This window comes from Phycicoccus elongatus Lp2, assembly GCF_000367525.1.
In the GTDB taxonomy this organism is placed as follows: domain Bacteria; phylum Actinomycetota; class Actinomycetes; order Actinomycetales; family Dermatophilaceae; genus Phycicoccus_A; species Phycicoccus_A elongatus.
On record NZ_HF570956.1, the window covers coordinates 1,384,742 to 1,401,082 of the forward strand.

General features: G+C 69.5%; 15 protein-coding genes, 1 tRNA gene and 1 other RNA gene. 6 read left to right on the plus strand and 11 right to left on the minus strand.

Annotated elements, in window-relative coordinates; genetic code table 11:
• The coding region (locus BN10_RS06550) for a DedA family protein (RefSeq protein WP_040751013.1) at positions 1-426 on the plus strand (426 nt) is incomplete at its 5' end.
• A 307-nt stretch (positions 427-733) separates the two neighbouring features.
• On the opposite strand, the gene BN10_RS06555 is transcribed toward BN10_RS06550, so the two are convergent.
• From BN10_RS06555 to BN10_RS06565, 3 genes are read right to left on the minus strand one after another with little or no spacing between them, the layout of a single operon-like run.
• A complete protein-coding gene (locus BN10_RS06555; protein WP_010850418.1) occupies positions 734-1,615 on the minus strand; it encodes a CHAD domain-containing protein in 882 nt (293 codons plus the stop codon).
• Positions 1,582-2,199 carry a LytR C-terminal domain-containing protein gene (locus tag BN10_RS15650; protein ID WP_010850419.1) on the minus strand — a complete coding sequence of 206 codons (618 nt, stop codon included), beginning with the start codon at positions 2,197-2,199 and terminating at the stop codon, positions 1,582-1,584. Before BN10_RS15650 ends, BN10_RS06555 begins: the two co-directional genes overlap by 34 nt.
• A complete protein-coding gene (locus BN10_RS06565) occupies positions 2,199-2,489 on the minus strand; it encodes a type II toxin-antitoxin system VapB family antitoxin (RefSeq protein ID WP_010850420.1) in 291 nt (96 codons plus the stop codon). The genes BN10_RS15650 and BN10_RS06565 overlap by 1 nt, the downstream gene beginning before the upstream one ends.
• Before the next feature lie 88 nt (positions 2,490-2,577).
• Here BN10_RS06565 and BN10_RS06570 point away from each other — a divergent pair, with 88 nt between their 5' ends.
• Positions 2,578-4,257 (plus strand): helicase HerA-like domain-containing protein, encoded by a 1,680-nt coding sequence (locus BN10_RS06570; RefSeq protein WP_051369637.1) that lies wholly within the window; start codon positions 2,578-2,580, stop codon positions 4,255-4,257.
• Between the two features lie 164 nt (positions 4,258-4,421).
• On the opposite strand, the gene BN10_RS06575 is transcribed toward BN10_RS06570, so the two are convergent.
• On the minus strand, positions 4,422-4,817 hold the full coding sequence (locus BN10_RS06575) for a hypothetical protein (RefSeq protein WP_010850422.1): 396 nt from the start codon (positions 4,815-4,817) through the stop codon (positions 4,422-4,424).
• A gap of 120 nt (positions 4,818-4,937) precedes the next feature.
• Between BN10_RS06575 and BN10_RS16790 the strand changes: the two genes are divergently transcribed.
• Positions 4,938-5,141 (plus strand): hypothetical protein, encoded by a 204-nt coding sequence (locus BN10_RS16790; RefSeq protein ID WP_010850423.1) that lies wholly within the window; start codon positions 4,938-4,940, stop codon positions 5,139-5,141.
• On the opposite strand, the gene BN10_RS06580 is transcribed toward BN10_RS16790, so the two are convergent.
• The 6 genes from BN10_RS06580 to BN10_RS06605 all read right to left on the minus strand — a co-directional run bounded on the left by BN10_RS06580 (position 5,119) and on the right by BN10_RS06605 (position 13,747).
• Positions 5,119-6,063 (minus strand): AEC family transporter, encoded by a 945-nt coding sequence (locus BN10_RS06580; RefSeq protein ID WP_233354276.1) that lies wholly within the window; start codon positions 6,061-6,063, stop codon positions 5,119-5,121. The two genes, BN10_RS16790 and BN10_RS06580, sit on opposite strands and share 23 nt — an antisense overlap.
• 134 nt (positions 6,064-6,197) lie before the next feature.
• Complete coding sequence (locus BN10_RS06585) at positions 6,198-8,093, minus strand: propionyl-CoA synthetase (protein ID WP_010850425.1); 1,896 nt, start codon at positions 8,091-8,093, stop codon at positions 6,198-6,200.
• Positions 8,094-8,210: 117 nt separating this feature from the next.
• On the minus strand, positions 8,211-9,929 hold the full coding sequence (locus BN10_RS06590; RefSeq protein ID WP_010850426.1) for a class I adenylate-forming enzyme family protein: 1,719 nt from the start codon (positions 9,927-9,929) through the stop codon (positions 8,211-8,213).
• A gap of 21 nt (positions 9,930-9,950) precedes the next feature.
• Positions 9,951-10,931, minus strand: a complete 981-nt coding sequence (locus BN10_RS06595) for a winged helix-turn-helix transcriptional regulator (RefSeq protein ID WP_156917161.1) — start codon at positions 10,929-10,931, stop codon at positions 9,951-9,953.
• Positions 10,932-10,939: 8 nt separating this feature from the next.
• Entirely contained in the window at positions 10,940-12,454 is a 1,515-nt protein-coding gene (locus BN10_RS06600) for a carotenoid oxygenase family protein (protein WP_010850428.1), read from the minus strand.
• 48 nt (positions 12,455-12,502) lie between these two features.
• Positions 12,503-13,747, minus strand: a complete 1,245-nt coding sequence (locus BN10_RS06605) for an acetyl-CoA acetyltransferase (protein WP_198014020.1) — start codon at positions 13,745-13,747, stop codon at positions 12,503-12,505.
• 35 nt (positions 13,748-13,782) lie between these two features.
• Here BN10_RS06605 and BN10_RS06610 point away from each other — a divergent pair, with 35 nt between their 5' ends.
• Together BN10_RS06610 and BN10_RS06615 are read left to right on the plus strand one after the other, a co-directional pair.
• Entirely contained in the window at positions 13,783-14,994 is a 1,212-nt protein-coding gene (locus tag BN10_RS06610) for an acetyl-CoA C-acyltransferase (protein ID WP_010850430.1), read from the plus strand.
• Positions 14,995-15,033: 39 nt separating this feature from the next.
• Positions 15,034-15,741: a M50 family metallopeptidase gene (locus tag BN10_RS06615; RefSeq protein WP_040751016.1), complete on the plus strand. Its 708-nt coding sequence runs from the start codon at positions 15,034-15,036 to the stop codon at positions 15,739-15,741.
• A 93-nt stretch (positions 15,742-15,834) separates the two neighbouring features.
• Here BN10_RS06615 and BN10_RS06620 read toward each other — a convergent pair.
• Positions 15,835-15,922: transfer RNA gene (locus BN10_RS06620), tRNA-Ser, on the minus strand.
• Positions 15,923-16,162: 240 nt separating this feature from the next.
• Here BN10_RS06620 and ffs point away from each other — a divergent pair.
• Positions 16,163-16,259, plus strand: an RNA gene (gene ffs, locus BN10_RS16260) — signal recognition particle sRNA small type.
• Positions 16,260-16,341 lie beyond the last annotated feature (82 nt).

Genomic DNA, 16,341 nt, shown 5'->3' on the forward strand with positions numbered 1-16,341 from the left:
ATCGTCGTGGCGGCCGCCGTGCTCGGCGACAGCGTCGGCTACGAGATCGGGCGCGTCTGGGGGACGCAGATCATCGCGCGCCCCTTCTTCGACAAGCGGCGCCAGCGTCTCGACCAGGCCCAGGCCTTCCTGCGCGAGCGTGGTGGGTATGCCGTGTTCCTGGCGCGCTGGACCGCCTTCCTTCGCGCCGTGATGCCGGCGCTCGCGGGCACCTCCCGGATGCGCTACGCGACCTTTCTGCCGTGGAACGCGCTGGGCGGATTGGCCTGGGGCACAGCCGTGGTGGCGATCGGCTTCTTCGCCGGCCACTCCTACCAGAAGGTGGCCACCTGGTTCGGCGAAGGATCAGCCCTGGCGGTCCTCGCGATCGCCCTGGTCGCCGTGCTCGTCTGGCACCTGCGCCGCCGCCGCAAACAGAAGGCGTGAGGGTCTCCGGCTCCGTTCTCGTCGAGGTCTGCGTGGACATCGCCGCGATCGCCCACGTGGCCGCGCAGGAGCGGACGTCCGTCGGCATCTCGCTCGGCTCGTCCGGCAGGCCGCCGAATCCGGTGGGCCACGGATCCTCGTCGGTGGCTCCTTGCGTCCGGCCAAGGTGCGCGGCATCGTCGCGGCGACGGGGGCGAACGAGGTTCATCCACGAGCCCAGGCACCGTCGGCCCGCGACGACGGGGGCTCGGCCACGGATCCGGCGGTGATTGCCACCCTCCTGACAGCGCTCGGAAGGGGAGGCCCGTCAGACAGGGGGTGAGGCCCAGAAGGGCCGCAAGGCCATCACCTCGTCGACGGCAACCTGGGAGGCGTTGAGGGCCGCGGTCTCGTCCAGTTCCGGATGCGCGACACCCACGCCCTCGAGCAGCAGGTGCTGGATGTGGTGGTCGTTGAGCGCACCGAGGGCGTCCTGCGCCCGCCCCAGGGTCGAGGCGTACTTCGACGGATCGTCGCCCTCGTGGTCGGGAAAGAGGTCGGCGAAGAACTGGGCGCCATAGCGCAGCTTCTTGGCCTGAATGCGCACGCGGTGTCGATCGGCCGCACTCAGAGCAGCCAGATCGCCGCCGTCGCGCAGGATCCGTCGCCAGCGCCGCTGCAGCGCGTCGGCCGCCGTCACGACCGCGGGTGGGTCGGGCTCCAGATCCCACGGCGCGCGGTCCAGGAAGCGCTCCACGAGCACCCACACGTCGGCCCACCGCGTGGAGTCGAGAAGTTCGCCCACCCTCACGTATGCCGCGCGGCGCTGCTCGCTCAACTGGGACAGAGCGCTGGGGTCCAGGCGGTCGACGAGCCCGGGCTCGGCCATCAGGACGTCGAGGTCGCGTGCGTCCCCCAGTGGGAGAGCCAACTCGCGCACCTCGTCGCCGAGCCACTCGACCTGTGGATCGTCGAGCGCCCGACGAAAGAGCGACAGGGCGGACCGGAAGCGCCGGAGGCCGACCCTGGTCTGGTGAAGCGCGGAGGGGTCACCATCGACATCGACCTGGCCGACGTTGGCCTGCCAGTGATCGAGGCACTCGCGGGCCACGGCCACGACCGCGGTGCTCGTGAGGCAGGTCGGCTCCAGTCGGACCGGCCCTGCCTTGCGGATGCTCACGAACTCGGTGAGGTCGACGGGGCAGGACACAGCGGCAGGGTCCCGACGGGCAACTGGCCCACCGAGGTGAAGCCTTCCCCGAGGGCGACGTCGACCGTGCTCTCCGGGCGCGCGTCCGGGACTGGCGTCGCACCCTGACCGACGGTCTTGAGGACGAGGTCCCCGTAGGCAGCACCGGACGGCCCGAAGCGCACCTCCGCGGCGCCGGGGATCTGCTTCTTCTGCGGGTCGTTGGAGACCGTGCCGACCAAGAAGCCCCGGGCGGAGAACTCCTTGGCCGCCCCGGCCGCCAGGCCGGCCTTGGTCGTGGAGTTGAAGACGTTGACGGTGATCTTCTGCGGTGCGACGACGCCATCGCCATCGGGCTGACAGGTCGCTCCGGCACTCGGGCCGGCAGTGGGCTTGGTGCCGTCCGCGGACTCCTTGTAGTAGGACCACGCCCACCAGAAGGCGAAGAAGAGTGCGAGGGCGAGCAGAGCCACGGTGACGGCGGCTTTGCGGCGACGTGACCTGGCGCGGGCCACGGACGCCGACTCGGCTTCGTAGGCGGCATACTCCTCGTCCGACCACTCCTCGTCGGAGTTGTCGTAGCCGTCCTGCCCGTCCTGCGACATCAGAGCACCAGAACGCGTGCGTGGAGGGTCGGCCGCTGGTGGAGCGCTGCGCGCAGCGCCCGGTGCAGCCCATCCTCGAGGTAGAGCTCACCCTCGTATTCGACGACGTGGGCGAAGAGGTCGCCATAGAAGGTCGAGTCCTCCGACAGGAGCATCTGCAGGTCGAGGGTGCGCTTGGTCGTGATCAGGTCGTCGAGCCGCACGAGGCGCGGCGGGACATCGGTCCACTGGCGCGTGGTCAGCCCGTGGTCCGGGTAGGGGCGCTGGTCCCCGACGGCCTTGAAGATCACACACTCACTCTAGAGGGCGCGCGCCCGAGCATGACGTGGCGACGACGTGTCGGGGAACGGCGGGCCCACGCCCACTAGATTTGCCCTCGTGACCGAGACCCCAGGCCAAGCATCCCCTGCCCTCCCTCCCCAGATCGCCGAGATCGCGGCCGGCTACGCCTTCAACGGGCCGGCGCTGGAGTTCGGGGCCGCCGTCCTCGACAACACGGCCTACAAGGACGCCAAGGTCAAGATCCCGCTCGCGGTGATGAACCGGCACGGCCTGGTCGCGGGCGCGACGGGCACCGGCAAGACCAAGACCCTCCAACTGATGGCCGAGCAACTCGTCGAGCAGGGTGTCCCGGTCTTCCTCGCCGACATCAAGGGTGACCTCTCGGGCATGGCCAGCCCCGGCGTGGCGAACGACAAGATCACCGCACGGGCGAACGACATCGGCGAGGAGTGGTTGCCCACGGCATACGCGACCGAGTTCTACTCCCTCGGGGGGCAGGGCAAGGGGATCCCGATTCGCGCGTCGGTGTCGATGTTCGGGCCGACCCTGTTGTCGAAGTGCCTGGGGCTCAACGACACCCAGGAGTCCAGCCTGGGGCTGGTCTTCCACTACGCCGACTCCAAGGGCCTGTGGCTCGACACGATCGAGGACCTGCGCGCCGTCATCTCCTTCCTCACCTCCGAGGAGGGAAAGGCCGACCTCAAGGACCTCGGCGGGCTGTCGTCGGCGACGGCTGGTGTCATCCTGCGCGAGCTGGTCAACTTCTCCGCCCAAGGCGCCGACGCCTTCTTCGGGCTGCCGGAGTACGACACCTCCGACCTGCTCCGCACCGCACCGGATGGGCGGGGACTGGTGTCGATGCTCGAGCTGCCCGCCGTGCAGGACCGACCGCAACTCTTCTCCACCTTCCTCATGTGGCTGCTCGCGGACCTCTTCCACGACCTGCCCGAGGTCGGTGACCTCGACAAGCCCAAGTTGGTCTTCTTCTTCGACGAGGCGCACCTGCTCTTCAACGATGCGAGCAAGGACTTCCTCAACCAGATCCAGCAGACGGTGCGGCTCATCCGCTCCAAGGGCATCGGCATCTTCTTCGTCACCCAGTCGCCCAAGGACGTGCCAGCGGACGTCCTGGCACAGCTCGGAAACCGGGTCCAGCATGCGCTGCGCGCCTTCACCCCCGACGACGCCAAGGCGCTGCGCGACGCGATCCGCACCTACCCCAACACGGCATACGACATGGAGAAGTTGCTGACCTCGCTCGGTATCGGCGAGGCCGTCATCACGGTCCTCTCCGAGCGTGGCGCGCCGACACCGGTCGCGTGGACGCGGATGCGGGCGCCGGAGTCGCTCATGGCGCCCTCGCCGGATGCCCTCCTCGACCAGGCGGTTGTTGCCTCACCGCTGGCTGCCAAGTATGCGACCGCCGTCGAGCGCGAGTCCGCACTCGAGATGCTCGGCAAGCAGGCCCAGGCGCGGACGGCCGAGGAGAAGGCCGCGCAGGTCGAGGCCGAAAACGCCAAGGTGCGTGCGGCTGCCGCTGCCGCCGCCGAGAAGGAACGGTTGGCGGCCGAGAAGCAGGCGGCCAAGGACGCGGCGGCCGCGCAGAAGGCCGCCGAGCGGGACCGGGTGGCTGCCGAGAAGAAGGCGGCGAGCGAGCCCGGGATGGTCGAGTCGGTCGTCAAGTCCAGCGCCTTCAAGTCTATGCTCCGCTCGGCAGGAACCGTCCTCGGCCGCGAGATCACCCGCTCGATCTTCGGCACGTCGCGCCGGCGCTGAGCCCGTCAGGGGGGTGGTGTCGGGCTCACCCCGGCTCGTCCGGGCGGCCTGCTTGCCCCCGGCCGCGCAATTTCTCAACCCAGTGCGTGGGTTGAGGGCGGGAAAGCGCTTGCTGGGCGCCAGGTCGACGAACTGGGTTGAGAAATGGGGCGGCGCCGGGCGGGTCAGAGGGTGAGCAGCGCGAGCGCGTAGGCGCACTCGAGGTCCGCTCCGGTGACGGTATGCCGGGTGCCGTCGCCCGCGGCATACCTCACCTCCCAGCCGGAGTCGGTGCGGTGGACCGAGGCGAGCCGATCGCCGAGCAACTCGCGCAACTGGTCCTCGCGCGGCAACCACAGGGCCTGGTCGAGGTCGACGGAGTCGAGCGCCCACTCGGTCGTGCCGTTGAAGCCCAGGACGGTGACGCCGCCGAACGACTGCGGCTCCACGGTCAGGTCGCTGATCCAGAACACCTGGTCGGCGAGGAGTTCGGCGTCGATGACGAAGCGGTCACCGGCGACCGGTGACCAGAGCAGCCCGCTCTCGTCGCGCAGGCGGCGAGCGAGGGCGGGCGTCAGCATGTCGCCATTGTGTCCTGTGCGTCCACGAGGTGGGCCGGCCGGCCTGTGGCTTGCTCGCTCGGTGAGACAGGTCGCGCAGCCGGGTCGTGGGGGCCGGGTGATCGCACAGGGGAATGGTCGATGACCGGTCAGGCACGCAGGAGTGGGGTGGCGGCGCCGATCGCGTTCTTCGTCGTGGGGACTGCCGTCTTCTCGCAGGCGCTGGTCATCGCCGGTTCGGAGCCGTCGCTGCGAGCGATGGCAGCCCAATGGGGCTCGATGACCGTGGCGGTGGGCCGGGGTGTCGTCGCGCTGCGCCGGCTCAGTGGCCGAGCAGGACGGTGACGAGCAGGATGACCGGGACCGAGCCGATGGTGGTCAGCAGGATCGTGTCGCGAGCCAGGGTCGTCGCCCGGTCGTAGCGGGTCGCGTGGACGAAGATGTTCTGCGCGGTCGGCAGGGCCGAGCAGACCACGACCGCGAGCAGGGCGTGTCCTTGCACCCCGAGCAGGCCGGCGGCGACAGCCCACGCGACGAGCGGCTGGACGATCATCTTGAGCACCGTCGTGAGGGCGAGTTCGCCGGCCGGGATGTCGCCACCCAGACCAGTTCCCAGGCGCAGCGCAATCCCGTAGGCGAGCAGCATGCCCGGCACCGCCATGGCCCCGATCAGCTCGATCGGCCGTAGCACGGGAGTGGGGAGGGACCAGCCGGTCACCGCCAGACCCAGCCCGAGCAGGGTGCCGATGGTCAGCGGATTGGTGAAGGGCCGCACGAGCAGGTCGCGCGCTCGTGGTCGACGCCCGAAGCGATCTGAGTCCAAGAGGGCGAGCGCCACGGGTTGGAGCACCAGCAACTGCAGCAGCAGCGTCGGCGCGACGAACGACGCGCTGCCCAGCGCATAGGCCGCGACCGGGATGCCGAGGTTGCCGGAGTTGACGTAGGAACTGGCCAATGACCCGATGACCAGCTCCCCGGGTCGGCGACGCCACACGCGATGCCCGACCACGGCATACGTGAGGGCGGGGACGGCGGCCCCAGCAGCGGTCGCGACCAAGTTGCCGGAGAGGACGTGCGACACATCGGTCGCCGCGATCGTCGTGAGGAGCAGCGCAGGGGAGGCGACGAAGAAGGCGATGCGGCTGAGGAGCACCTGCGCGCTGGCGTCGACGAGCCCGATGTGCGCGACCAAGGCGCCGACCGCGATGACGATCGCGATCGTCGCGAAGCCGGAGAGCACATCGAGCACGAGGCGATCCTGCCGCACGCCGCCCCTTCGCCCTCCTCCACATTTCCCAACCCATGTCGTCGGGTAGGCCGGGTGCAACCGGTTTCGCGGCGACGGGCCGACGAACTGGGTGGGGAAAGGGGGCGGAGCAGGCAGAGCCCGGGGTCCCGGCGTCAGTGCTTGGTGTCCGCCAGCACGCCGGCAAGCCGGTCGAGCACGCTCGCGTCCTCGATCGTGCCCGGGATCGTTGGCGTCTTGCCGTCGGCCATCTCGCGCATCGTCTTGCGCAGGATCTTGCCCGACCGCGTCTTCGGCAGCCCGCCGACGATGTCGACCTGGCGCAGGCTCGCCACCGCACCGACCTCGTCGCGGACCCGCTGCACGAGCTCTCGAGTGATCCGCGCGCCCTCGGCATCGGCATCGACGCCGGCCTTGAGCACGACCAGCCCGCGCGGGATCTGGCCCTTGAAGTCGTCGGCCACGCCGATGACCGCGCATTCGGCGACATCGGGGTGTCCGGCCAGGGCGGCCTCGATGGATCCGGTCGACAATCGGTGCCCCGCAACGTTGAGCACGTCATCCGTCCGCCCCATCACGTAGACGTAACCGTCCTCGTCGATGAGCCCTCCGTCGCCGGTCAGGTAGTAGCCGTCGTAGACCGACAGGTAGCCCGACACATAACGCTCGTCGTCCTGCCACAGGGTCGGCAGGGTGCCAGGGGGCAGCGGCAACTTGATCGCGATCGCCCCCTCCTGACCCGCCGGCACCGGCTGCCCGGTGTCGTCGAGCACCTGCACGTCGTAGCCGGGCACGCGCACCGACGGTGAGCCCGGCTTGATCGGCATCGGCTCCAGGCCTCGCAGGTTCGCCGCGATCGGCCAGCCGGTCTCGGTCTGCCACCAGTTGTCGACGACCGGGACGCCCAGGGTCTGGCTCGCCCACTCGTAGGTGTCGGGGTCGAGGCGCTCGCCGGCGAGGAAGAGCGTTTGGAGGCCAGACAGGTCGTGCCCCTCCTTGAGGGAGGCGCTCGGGTCTTCCTTCCTGATCGCCCGGTATGCCGTGGGGGCGGTGAACATCGCCTTCGCGCCGTAGTCGCCGAGGATCCGCCAGAACGCGCTCGCGTCGGGTGTGCCGACCGGTTTGCCCTCGTAGACAACGGTGGTCGCGCCGACGAGCAAGGGCGCATAGACGATGTAGGAGTGGCCGACGACCCAGCCGACATCCGACGCGGTGAACCACACATCACCGGGCCCGATGTCATAGATGTTGGCCATCGACCAGGCGAGGGCGACCGCGTGGCCGCCGTTGTCGCGCACGATGCCCTTGGGTCGGCCGGTCGTGCCGGAGGTGTAGAGGATGTAGAGCGGATCGGTGGCCTCCACGTCGACGCAGCCGACCGGTTCCGCCTCGGCCATGACCTGCTGCCACTCGATGTCGCGCTCGCCGAGTTCGGCCGCCAACTGGGGCCGTTGAAGGATGACGCACCGCTCCGGCTTGTGGCTGCTGCGCTCGATCGCGCCGTCGAGGAAGGGCTTGTAGGCGATCGTTCGCGTCGGCTCGATCCCGCAACTGGCCGACACGATGACCTTGGGCTCGGCGTCCTCGATCCGCGCCGACAGTTCGGCCGGGGCGAAGCCGCCGAAGACCACTGAGTGGATGGCCCCCAGGCGGGCGCAGGCGAGCATCGCGATGACGGCCTCAGGCACCATCGGCATGTAGATGAGGACGCGATCGCCCTGCTCGACACCGAGGTCGCTCAACCCGCCGGCGAAGCGGGCCACCTCGTCGAGCAAGGCGGCATACGTGTAGGTCTTCTTGGACCCGGTGACCGGTGAGTCGTAGATCAGCGCCGCCTGCTCACCGCGGCCATCACGCACGTGCCGGTCGAGCACGTTGAAGCAGGTGTTGAGGCGGCCGCCGGTGAACCAGCGATAGAACGGCGGGCGCGACTCATCGAGGATCGTCGCGGGGGGCGTGGCCCACTCGATCGCCTCTGCGGCCTTGCCCCAGAAGGCGTTGGGGTCGGAGATCGACTGCTCGTATGCCGCTGCGTAGGCGCCGTTGCTCATGACTCCATCGTGGCGCGAGGCCCTCGCCGGTCGCCACCGATCCCGGTGTGACCTAGGCCCAGCGCGCGAAATGTCGCGACGAACGGAGACAGGAGTGGAGGGGAAACACCCGTCGCGTCAGTTCACGGTGGCGCGCAGGTCGCGCTTGAGGACCTTGCCGACCGGGTTGCGAGGCAGCGCAGGCACGATCTCGAGGCGCTCGGGGAACTTGTAGTGGGCGACCTGCTTCTCCCGAAGGAAGTCGCTGATTCCATCGAGGTCGAGAGACTGCTCAGGCTTGAGCGAGACGACAGCGGCCACCCGTTCGCCGAGGATGTCGTCGGGCACCCCAAAGACGGCGACCTCGGCCACCGCCGGATGCCCGGCGATGAGGCCCTCTACCTCGGCGGGAGCGATGTTCATCCCGCCCCGGATGATCAGGTCTTTGGCCCGGTCGACATAGAGCAGATACTGCCCCTCGTCGCCCGCGATCTCGAACAGGTCCCCGCTCTTGAGATAGCCGCGCTCGTCGAAGGGTGACGGCATCGACTCCCCACCGATGTAGCCCGGGAACACGGTCGGTCCGTCGATCCGGAGCTCGCCGACGATGCCTGGCTCGGTGATGTCCTCACCGGTGGCCAGATCGACCAGCCGCAACTGGATCCACTCCGAGACGCGGGAGGACCAGGTGCGCCCGGGCGCTGCGTAGTAGGGGAAGTAGCGGGCGCGCGCCGTCGGGTCAGGGAAGTCCTCCGGGCTGGACATGAGGGCGATCCCCTCGTTGCTGCCGAAGAAGTTGATGACCCCGATGCCGTGCTTCTCCTGCCAGCCGGCGACCATCGACGGCGGCAGGGGAGCCGAACCGCTGCCCAGCCTCGTCACCGACGACATGTCGACCTGGGACATGAGTGCCTCGTTGTGGAGCAGCATCACGAGCAGGGCGGGTGGCGCGACCGTGTAGGTGACGCGCTCCTTCGCGATCTGGCCGAGGAAGACCATGAGGTCGAACGGATGGTGCTGCACGAGAACGCAACCCGTGCGCAACCAGGGCAGCAGGAGGCCGACGAAGGCCGCCATGTTGATCATCGGGAACGGATTGAGGATGACGTCGTCCTTGGTGATCCGCGGCATGTCCACCCCGGCCCACGAAGCAGCCAACCACTCGAGGTGCGTGCGCGGCACCCCCTTGGGCTCGGCCTCGGTGCCGGAGGTCCAGCAGATCGTCATCGCGTCGTTCGGGTCGTTCGTCGTCGCCATCAGGGCGGCCACCGCGTCACGATCCGCGTCAGTCGCGGGTGCAGCGGTGAGCCCGACGGCGCCGTCGGGGACAGCGGAGGTCTCCCCCGGGGCGGCATACCGGATGAAGGTGCGCACGCTCGGCAACCGGTCCCGCACGGCCAACGCCTCGACGAGCAGGTCACGATCGCCGCACCGGCCGCTCGTCAGGTAGGCCGCGAACTCGGCCTGGCGGGCCATGCCGGTGAGCTCGTGCTCGCGATACTGCACGGCGAGCGGGGAGACGACGACGCCGAGTTGCCACGCCGCGAGGTAGACCTCGACGAGCTCGACGGTGTTGGGCATCTGGGTCGCCAGGATGTCGCCGCGCGTCAACCCGAGTTCGGCGAGTCGCACGGTGAGGGCGTCGACCTCACTGGCCAGTTCGCCCCAGGTGAGGCGTCGCGCCGGGGTCCCGACGAGCGCCTCCTTGTTGGCCGCGTCGACGAGGGCCAGGGCATCGGGATCCTCGGCGACCCGATCACGGAAGAGTTGGTCGACGGTCTCCGTCGAGAACCAGCCCCTCGCCTGGTAGTCGGCCACCTTGGCGGCATCGTGCAGGGACCGAACCTTGGGCGCCATCGCCCCTCCTTCGTCCAAACTTCAGTTGTCAGAGTATGCCGCGGGGTCGCCGCCGTGGCCAGACCCGGCTTCCTCGGCGATCACGTCCCCGCCGACGAGAAGGTCGCGGCACTGATCACAGCGCAGGCGGGGATGGAGCACGTCGCCGCAGGAGGAGTGCGTGAGAACGACGCTCGGTCCTCCCGGCTCCCCGAACCAGCGCTCCGCCCACGCCACCATGACGGCGAAGACAGGGAGGAAGGCGATGGTGCGTGGGGTGGGGTGGTACTCGGACCAGTCCGCGCGGGTGGCGGTCGGCTGCTCGTTCAGGAAACCTTCCGCCACAAGGGTCTTGAGTCGTTCGCTGAGGATGGCCGGGCTCATGCCGAGGGTCTCCTGGAAGTCGCCGTAGCGTCGCGTGCCCCACAGCGCCGCAACGATCACCGCGAGCGACCAGTGGCTGGCGACGACGCCCATCGTCGCCCGGAAGCGCCCGGGCCCCCGGGTCGCCGAACGCCGCCGCCTACCGGCGCGGGGGATGGAACGCTCCCAGCCACCGGCTGGCCCCCACGCTGCCCTCATGTCGCGAGGGTCTGCCCGTTCGCCACACGAGCCGCAGGTGAGGACCGGTCGAAAGACCCGGCCGCACGACCGATGGCGCATGGTCGGCAGGCCGTGCCCGTCGCGCACCGCCCAGGACTGCTCCCAGTCCCAGATCAGCAGGTGCACCGGCCAGAGGCCACGGCCCATGCCGTCGAGTTGGTAGGAGGATCGTCCGCCGACCCGATCGGGGACATGCCGAAGCAGGCCGAGATCGACGAGTTCGGTGAGTCGCCCGGTCAGGACGGCATCGCTGATCGGCAGGCTGGCCTTGAAGTCGCCATAGCGGCGATCCCCGAGCAGGGCCCGTTGGACGATGAGCATGGCCCATTCATCACCGAGGACCCGTAGCCCGTGGGCGAGCGCATTGGGGTGGACGTGGCCGGCCGTGGTCGGCGCGGTGGAGGTCACAGCGGAGGTCACGCGGACGGTCACAGTCCGACGGCCGCCGGGGCCTCGTCAGCGGTGTGCCAGCGGCGGATCTCCGAACCGGCCACCCACGTCGAGTGAGTACCGCTGGAGATCCGTTCCGGGAGACGAAGCACGCAGAGCGGGCCCTCGGACGGCGACTGCGCGGCATACACAAAGCAGAAGGAGGCGTCCTGGTTCATGTCCGTGACGAAGGTGACCAGGTAGCCGTCGTCCTCGCCCGTGCTCCCGACGCGCGGCGCCATGACCGTCTCGCTGCCGAAGACGCCCTCGCCGAAGCAGATCCGCTGTTCGGTGCCGGACTCGACGTCGTGCTTGACCAGCCCGTCGAAGAGGAAGCGGCCGGGCACCGCCGTTGCGGCATAGGCGAATCGGTGGCGGCGACCGGTGGTCAGAGGGTTCATCATCCCGAACTCGGTGAACGAGTCCGAGAGTCGTTGCTCGGTCACTGTGCCGGTCATCAGGTCGAGACGCCAGCGGTGCAGGTGGGTCTGCATGAGGTCGAGGGAGAGGTAGCGGTAGGCCCGCAGCCACTTGTCGGTGATGCCCTCGCCACTCGGCTCCGGCTGGCTCTGGTGGAAGCCGTCGATGACGATCGAGTCGCGGTCCTCGTAGGCGTTCACGAAGTGCAGCACGAAGGTCGGGTCCGCCTCGAACCACCGAATCTGCTCGGTCGTTCCCCGCCTCGGGATGACGGCGAAGCGGGTCGGGATGTCCTGGTAGAAGCGCGGGAGGAAGTGGCCGTCGGCCAGCAGGGCGGGATCCCAGAACAATGGAAAGTCGCCGAGGATGGCGAAGTTCTCGGTGTAGGCCATGTCGTGGGGCATCCGGGGCCCGGGCAGTGGGATGTCGACATAGTGGGCCAGGTCCCCATCAGCGTCAAGGACGCCGTAGTGCATGTAGGGCGCGGTCCGCCCGTAGTTGAAGAAGAGGAGCTCGCCGGTGTGCTCGTCGACCTTGGTGTGGGCCGAGACCCCCTCGGCCGGGAAGCGCCCACCGAAGGTCTCCTTGCCCAGGTTGTCACCAGTGACCGGGTCCATCCGATAGAGGTCACCGCACATGTAGAAGCTCGTGAGCGCGGTCCCACGATGGACGACGATGTCCGTGCTCGAGGGGTCCTTCATGCCGCCGCGGGCTCCCCAGCTCTCGGGGCGGGTGGACAGGCTGGGTGACTCCGCAGTCCCGGCCCACAGTGAGCGGCCGGCCTTCTGCTCGGCGAGCAGCCCGTCGGTGCGGACGAATCTGTTGCGGTAGAACGCTTTTCCGTCGCGGAAGCCGATGAGGTGGATCATGGCGTCGCCGTCGAAGGGGTGGTAGGCCTTGATGGCGGGGTGCAGGGGGTTCTCGGTGTTGCGCAGGTAGATCCCGTCGAGGTCGGCCGGGATCGCGCCCGAGACCACCTCCACGTCAGGGGCGTCCCACTCCCGTGTCTGGGGGCGCCACGGGCCCGTCCGATAGGGGTGGTCGTCGTCCTCGGGGAGGGTCGAGATCATCCGTCCGACGAGTTCGGTATCCATCCGTGGGTCCTTTCCGTATGCCGTGGGGGGCGCGTTGGCGTGGGTCCGTCACCTGGGCGTTGCGCCGACGACCAGGCTGACGACGGTCGCTGTGCTGCCGCCGATGTTGAGGGTGCCGAAGCGCGTGGCCCCCTCGACCTGACTCTCTCCCGCCTTGTCGCTGACCTGGAGCGCTGCGTCGAGGAGCATCCGGACCCCGGTCGCACCGACCGGGTGCCCGCCGCCGATGAGCCCACCACTGGGGTTGATCGGGAACGAACCGCCCAGCTCGATGTCACCGTTCTCGATGGCCTTCCACGACTCGCCCGGGCCGGTGAGGCCGAGGTGGTCGATGGCGAGGTACTCGCTGGGGGCGAAGCAGTCGTGCACCTCGAACCCGTCAACCCCGTCGAGGTCCGTGCCGGCGCGTTCCATGGCCGCGAGGGCGGCGGTGCGCACGTGCGGCATGACGTAAGGGTTGCCTGCGGACCGGGCCAGCTTGGGCGCGAGCGGCAGGCCGACCGTCGTGTGTCCCCATCCGTCGATCCGAGCGATCGGCCTGGCGTCCGGGTGGTTGCGGAGCCATCGATCGGACACCAGCACCACACCGGCTCCACCGTCGGTGACCTGGCTGCAGTCGAAGCGTCGCACTGGCCCGTCGATGACCGGATTGGCCGCGGGGTCGTCGAGGTCGGCCGGCACGTCCCATCCACGCGTCTGCGCCTTCGGGTTGCGCTTGGCCGCAGCGAGATTCACGGCCGAGATGGCGCGAAGGTGGGCCTCGTCGAGACCGAAGCGGGCGGCATACTCCTCGGCGACGCGCGCAAAGGTGTGCGGCCAGACATGGGTCACGCCCTCGGCCTCGTGACCGACCCATGCGGCCGCGCCCAAGGTGCGCGCGGCGTCGGTGCTCGACTGGGTCTTCTCGACCTCGACGCCGATGACCAGGCTGCTGTCGTAGAGACCGGCCGCCAACTCGGCCATCGCGGCGAGGATCGCGATGCTGCCGGAGGCGCAGGCGGCTTCGTGGCGCGCCGACGGCGTCCCCCAGAGCGAGTCGTCGACCGTTGCCGGCATGGCGCCGAGGTGCCCCTGACCCGTGAAGAGCTGACCGAAGGCATTGCCGACGTGGACCGATCCGATTTCCCCACCGCTGATCCCGGCGGAGGCCAAGGTGCCCTCGACGACCTCGGTGGTGAGGCCGTCGATGCCGACACCCTCGCGAGTGAGATTGCGGGCGAAGTCGCTCTGGTACCCGCCCAGGACCCAGACCCCTGACGTCATGGCCTTCCCCTCCCGGTGGGTGCTCGTCATACTTCACCTAGCAGAGTAATTCAGGGAGGACAGGAATGCGAGAAGTCGTCATCGCCGATTATGTGCGCACGCCGAGAGGCAAAGCGACGGCGCGTGGGGGACTGGCGCACCTGAGGGCGACAGACCTGGTCGTGCATCTCATGGCCGCCCTCCCCGGTCGCACCGGGCTGGACCCGACCAGCGTCGAGGACGTCGTCCTCGGGTGTGCCGACCAGGTCGGTGAGCAGGGCTCCAACACGGCTCGCACCGCCGCCCTGCTCGCCGGGTGGGGGCCAGGCGTCAGCGGGATGATGGTCAACCGGTTCTGCGCATCCGGCATCGACGCCGTCACGGGTGCCGCTGCCAGGATTCGTGGCGGAGACGTCGATCTCGCCGTCGCGGGTGGCGTCGAGTCGGTCTCGCGCGTGCCCATCTTCAGCGATGGTGGGCCACTCTTCGCCGACCGGGAGACGATCCGGCGGGTCGGCTCGGTCCACATGGGGATCGCGGCCGACCTCTGCGCCACCCTCGCCGGCCACACGCGCGAGCAACTCGACTGCTACGGCCTGGAGACCCAGGCCAAGGCGGCGGCAGCATGGGCTCGTGGGGCCTTCGACCGGTGCCTGGTCCCACTGCCGGGGCCCGATGGAGGCCCGGGCCTGGCCACCGATGAGCACGTCCGACCACACACCTCGCGCGAGTCCCTCGCTGCGCTCCCTCCGGCCTTCGCGGATCTGGGCGCGAACGGGCAGGATGCGATTGCGCTGGCTGCCAACCCGGTCGTCGACCGGATCGAACACCTCCACACGGTGGGCACGTCGCCGGCCATGGCCGATGCTGCCGCCCTCCTCGTCCTGACCACCGCGGACGGCGCAGCGCAGCGCGGGCTGCGGCCACGCGCTCGGTTGCTCACCGCGGCCACGGCCGCCGTCGACCCGGTCATCATGCTGACCGCCGGCCAACTCGCCGTCGAGCGCGTGCTCGTCAGGGCTGGCCTGCGTCCGGACGACATCGACGTCTTCGAGTTCGCCGAGGCGTTCGCGTCCCTCTGCCTGACCTTCCGCGAGGAGCTCGGCGCCGGGCCCGACCGGATGAACCCCAACGGCGGAACGATGGCGATGGGTCATGCCTTCGGGGCGACGGGCGCGATCCTCATCGGCCAGTGCCTCGAGGAACTGGAGGCGAGCGGTGGCCGCTACGGCATCGCTGCGGTGAGTGGCGCCGCCGGTGTCGGCTCGGCTGTGCTCGTCGAGCGCCTGACGGCCTGACCGACGCCACTCACAAGGACCGTGGCTACCGTCACCGGTGTGCTCCTCCAATCCTGGCCTGACGAGATCGCCCACCGGCTCTCACCGGCAGCGACCCCGCCCGACCTGTCGCTCAGCGTGCTCGGCGTCGTCGTTCTCGCCGCCGCACTGGCAGCCCTCGTCGACCCGCTGTGGCGAGTCCTGCGCCTCGGGGTGACCCTCGTCCACGAACTGGGGCACGCCTTCGTCGGCATGCTGGTCGGTCGGCGATTCACCGGGTTCGTCCTGCGCGGTGACATGTCCGGGCACGCCGTCACCGTCGGCCCACCTCGAGGAATCGGTCGGCTGTTCACGACCTGGGCGGGTTACCCGATGCCCGGCGTCGTCGCCCTCGGCCTGGTCGCGGCGGCCTCCCAGCGGTATGCCGCACCGCTGCTGACGGCGCTTCTCGTCGGTTTGCTCATCACCGTCCCGCGGGTGCGTTCCCTCCTCACCGCCATCGTTGTCGGCCTGACGACCGCAGCCCTGGGCTGCCTGTGGTGGTGGGGTACGGCCGCGGTGCAGGCCCAGGTCCTCATCGGGATCGCGCTGATCCTTCTCGTCGGGGGCTGGCGCCACCTGGGTGCCGTTGCCTCGGCGACCACGGCGGGAAGTGACCCGGCCGTGCTGCGCCAACTCAGCGGCATACCGGCTCTGGCGTGGAACACGACCTTCGCCCTCACCCTCGGGGCGTGTTCGTGGGGCGTCTGGACCCTGCTGGCTCCCTGACGACGCCCGCGGTGGGCAGAAGTGGTCAAAGATGCCCACTTCTGCCCACCGGAGGCAATGCAGAACGCCCCGCACGAAGCGGGGCGTTCTGGTTGGCGGAGGATGGGGGATTTGAACCCCCGAGGGTTTTATCCCAACACGATTTCCAATCGTGCGCACTAGGCCACTATGCGAATCCTCCAACGGAGGAAGATACCGGAGCGCACCGGTCGGGCCGAAATCGGCGGTCCGGCGCAGAGGGGTCGGCGAAGCCGCAGGGGTCAGGTCAGGGCTGCACGGACCAGGTCCACGGGGGGCCGAGGAGGAGCACCGTCCACGTGACGAGTTCCGCCCGGGCCGCGAGCCGGAACAATTGACGGGCCCGCACCCACTCAGTCGTCCCTCGGATTTCGAGGCCGGCCGCCCGCAGCCTAGAGTGGTGCTCGGCACCCCGCGTGGTGGTACCTCACTGAACCCCCCCAGGGCAGGAATGCAGCAAGGGCAGGTGAGCTCTTCCAGGTACGCGGGGTGTCCTCGTTCCCGTGCGGGCCTCAGTGCTCAGTGCGCGTGCGCAGCATCCTGCGCGGTGGCCTGCTCGTCGTGGCCGCCGCAGATGCCGCC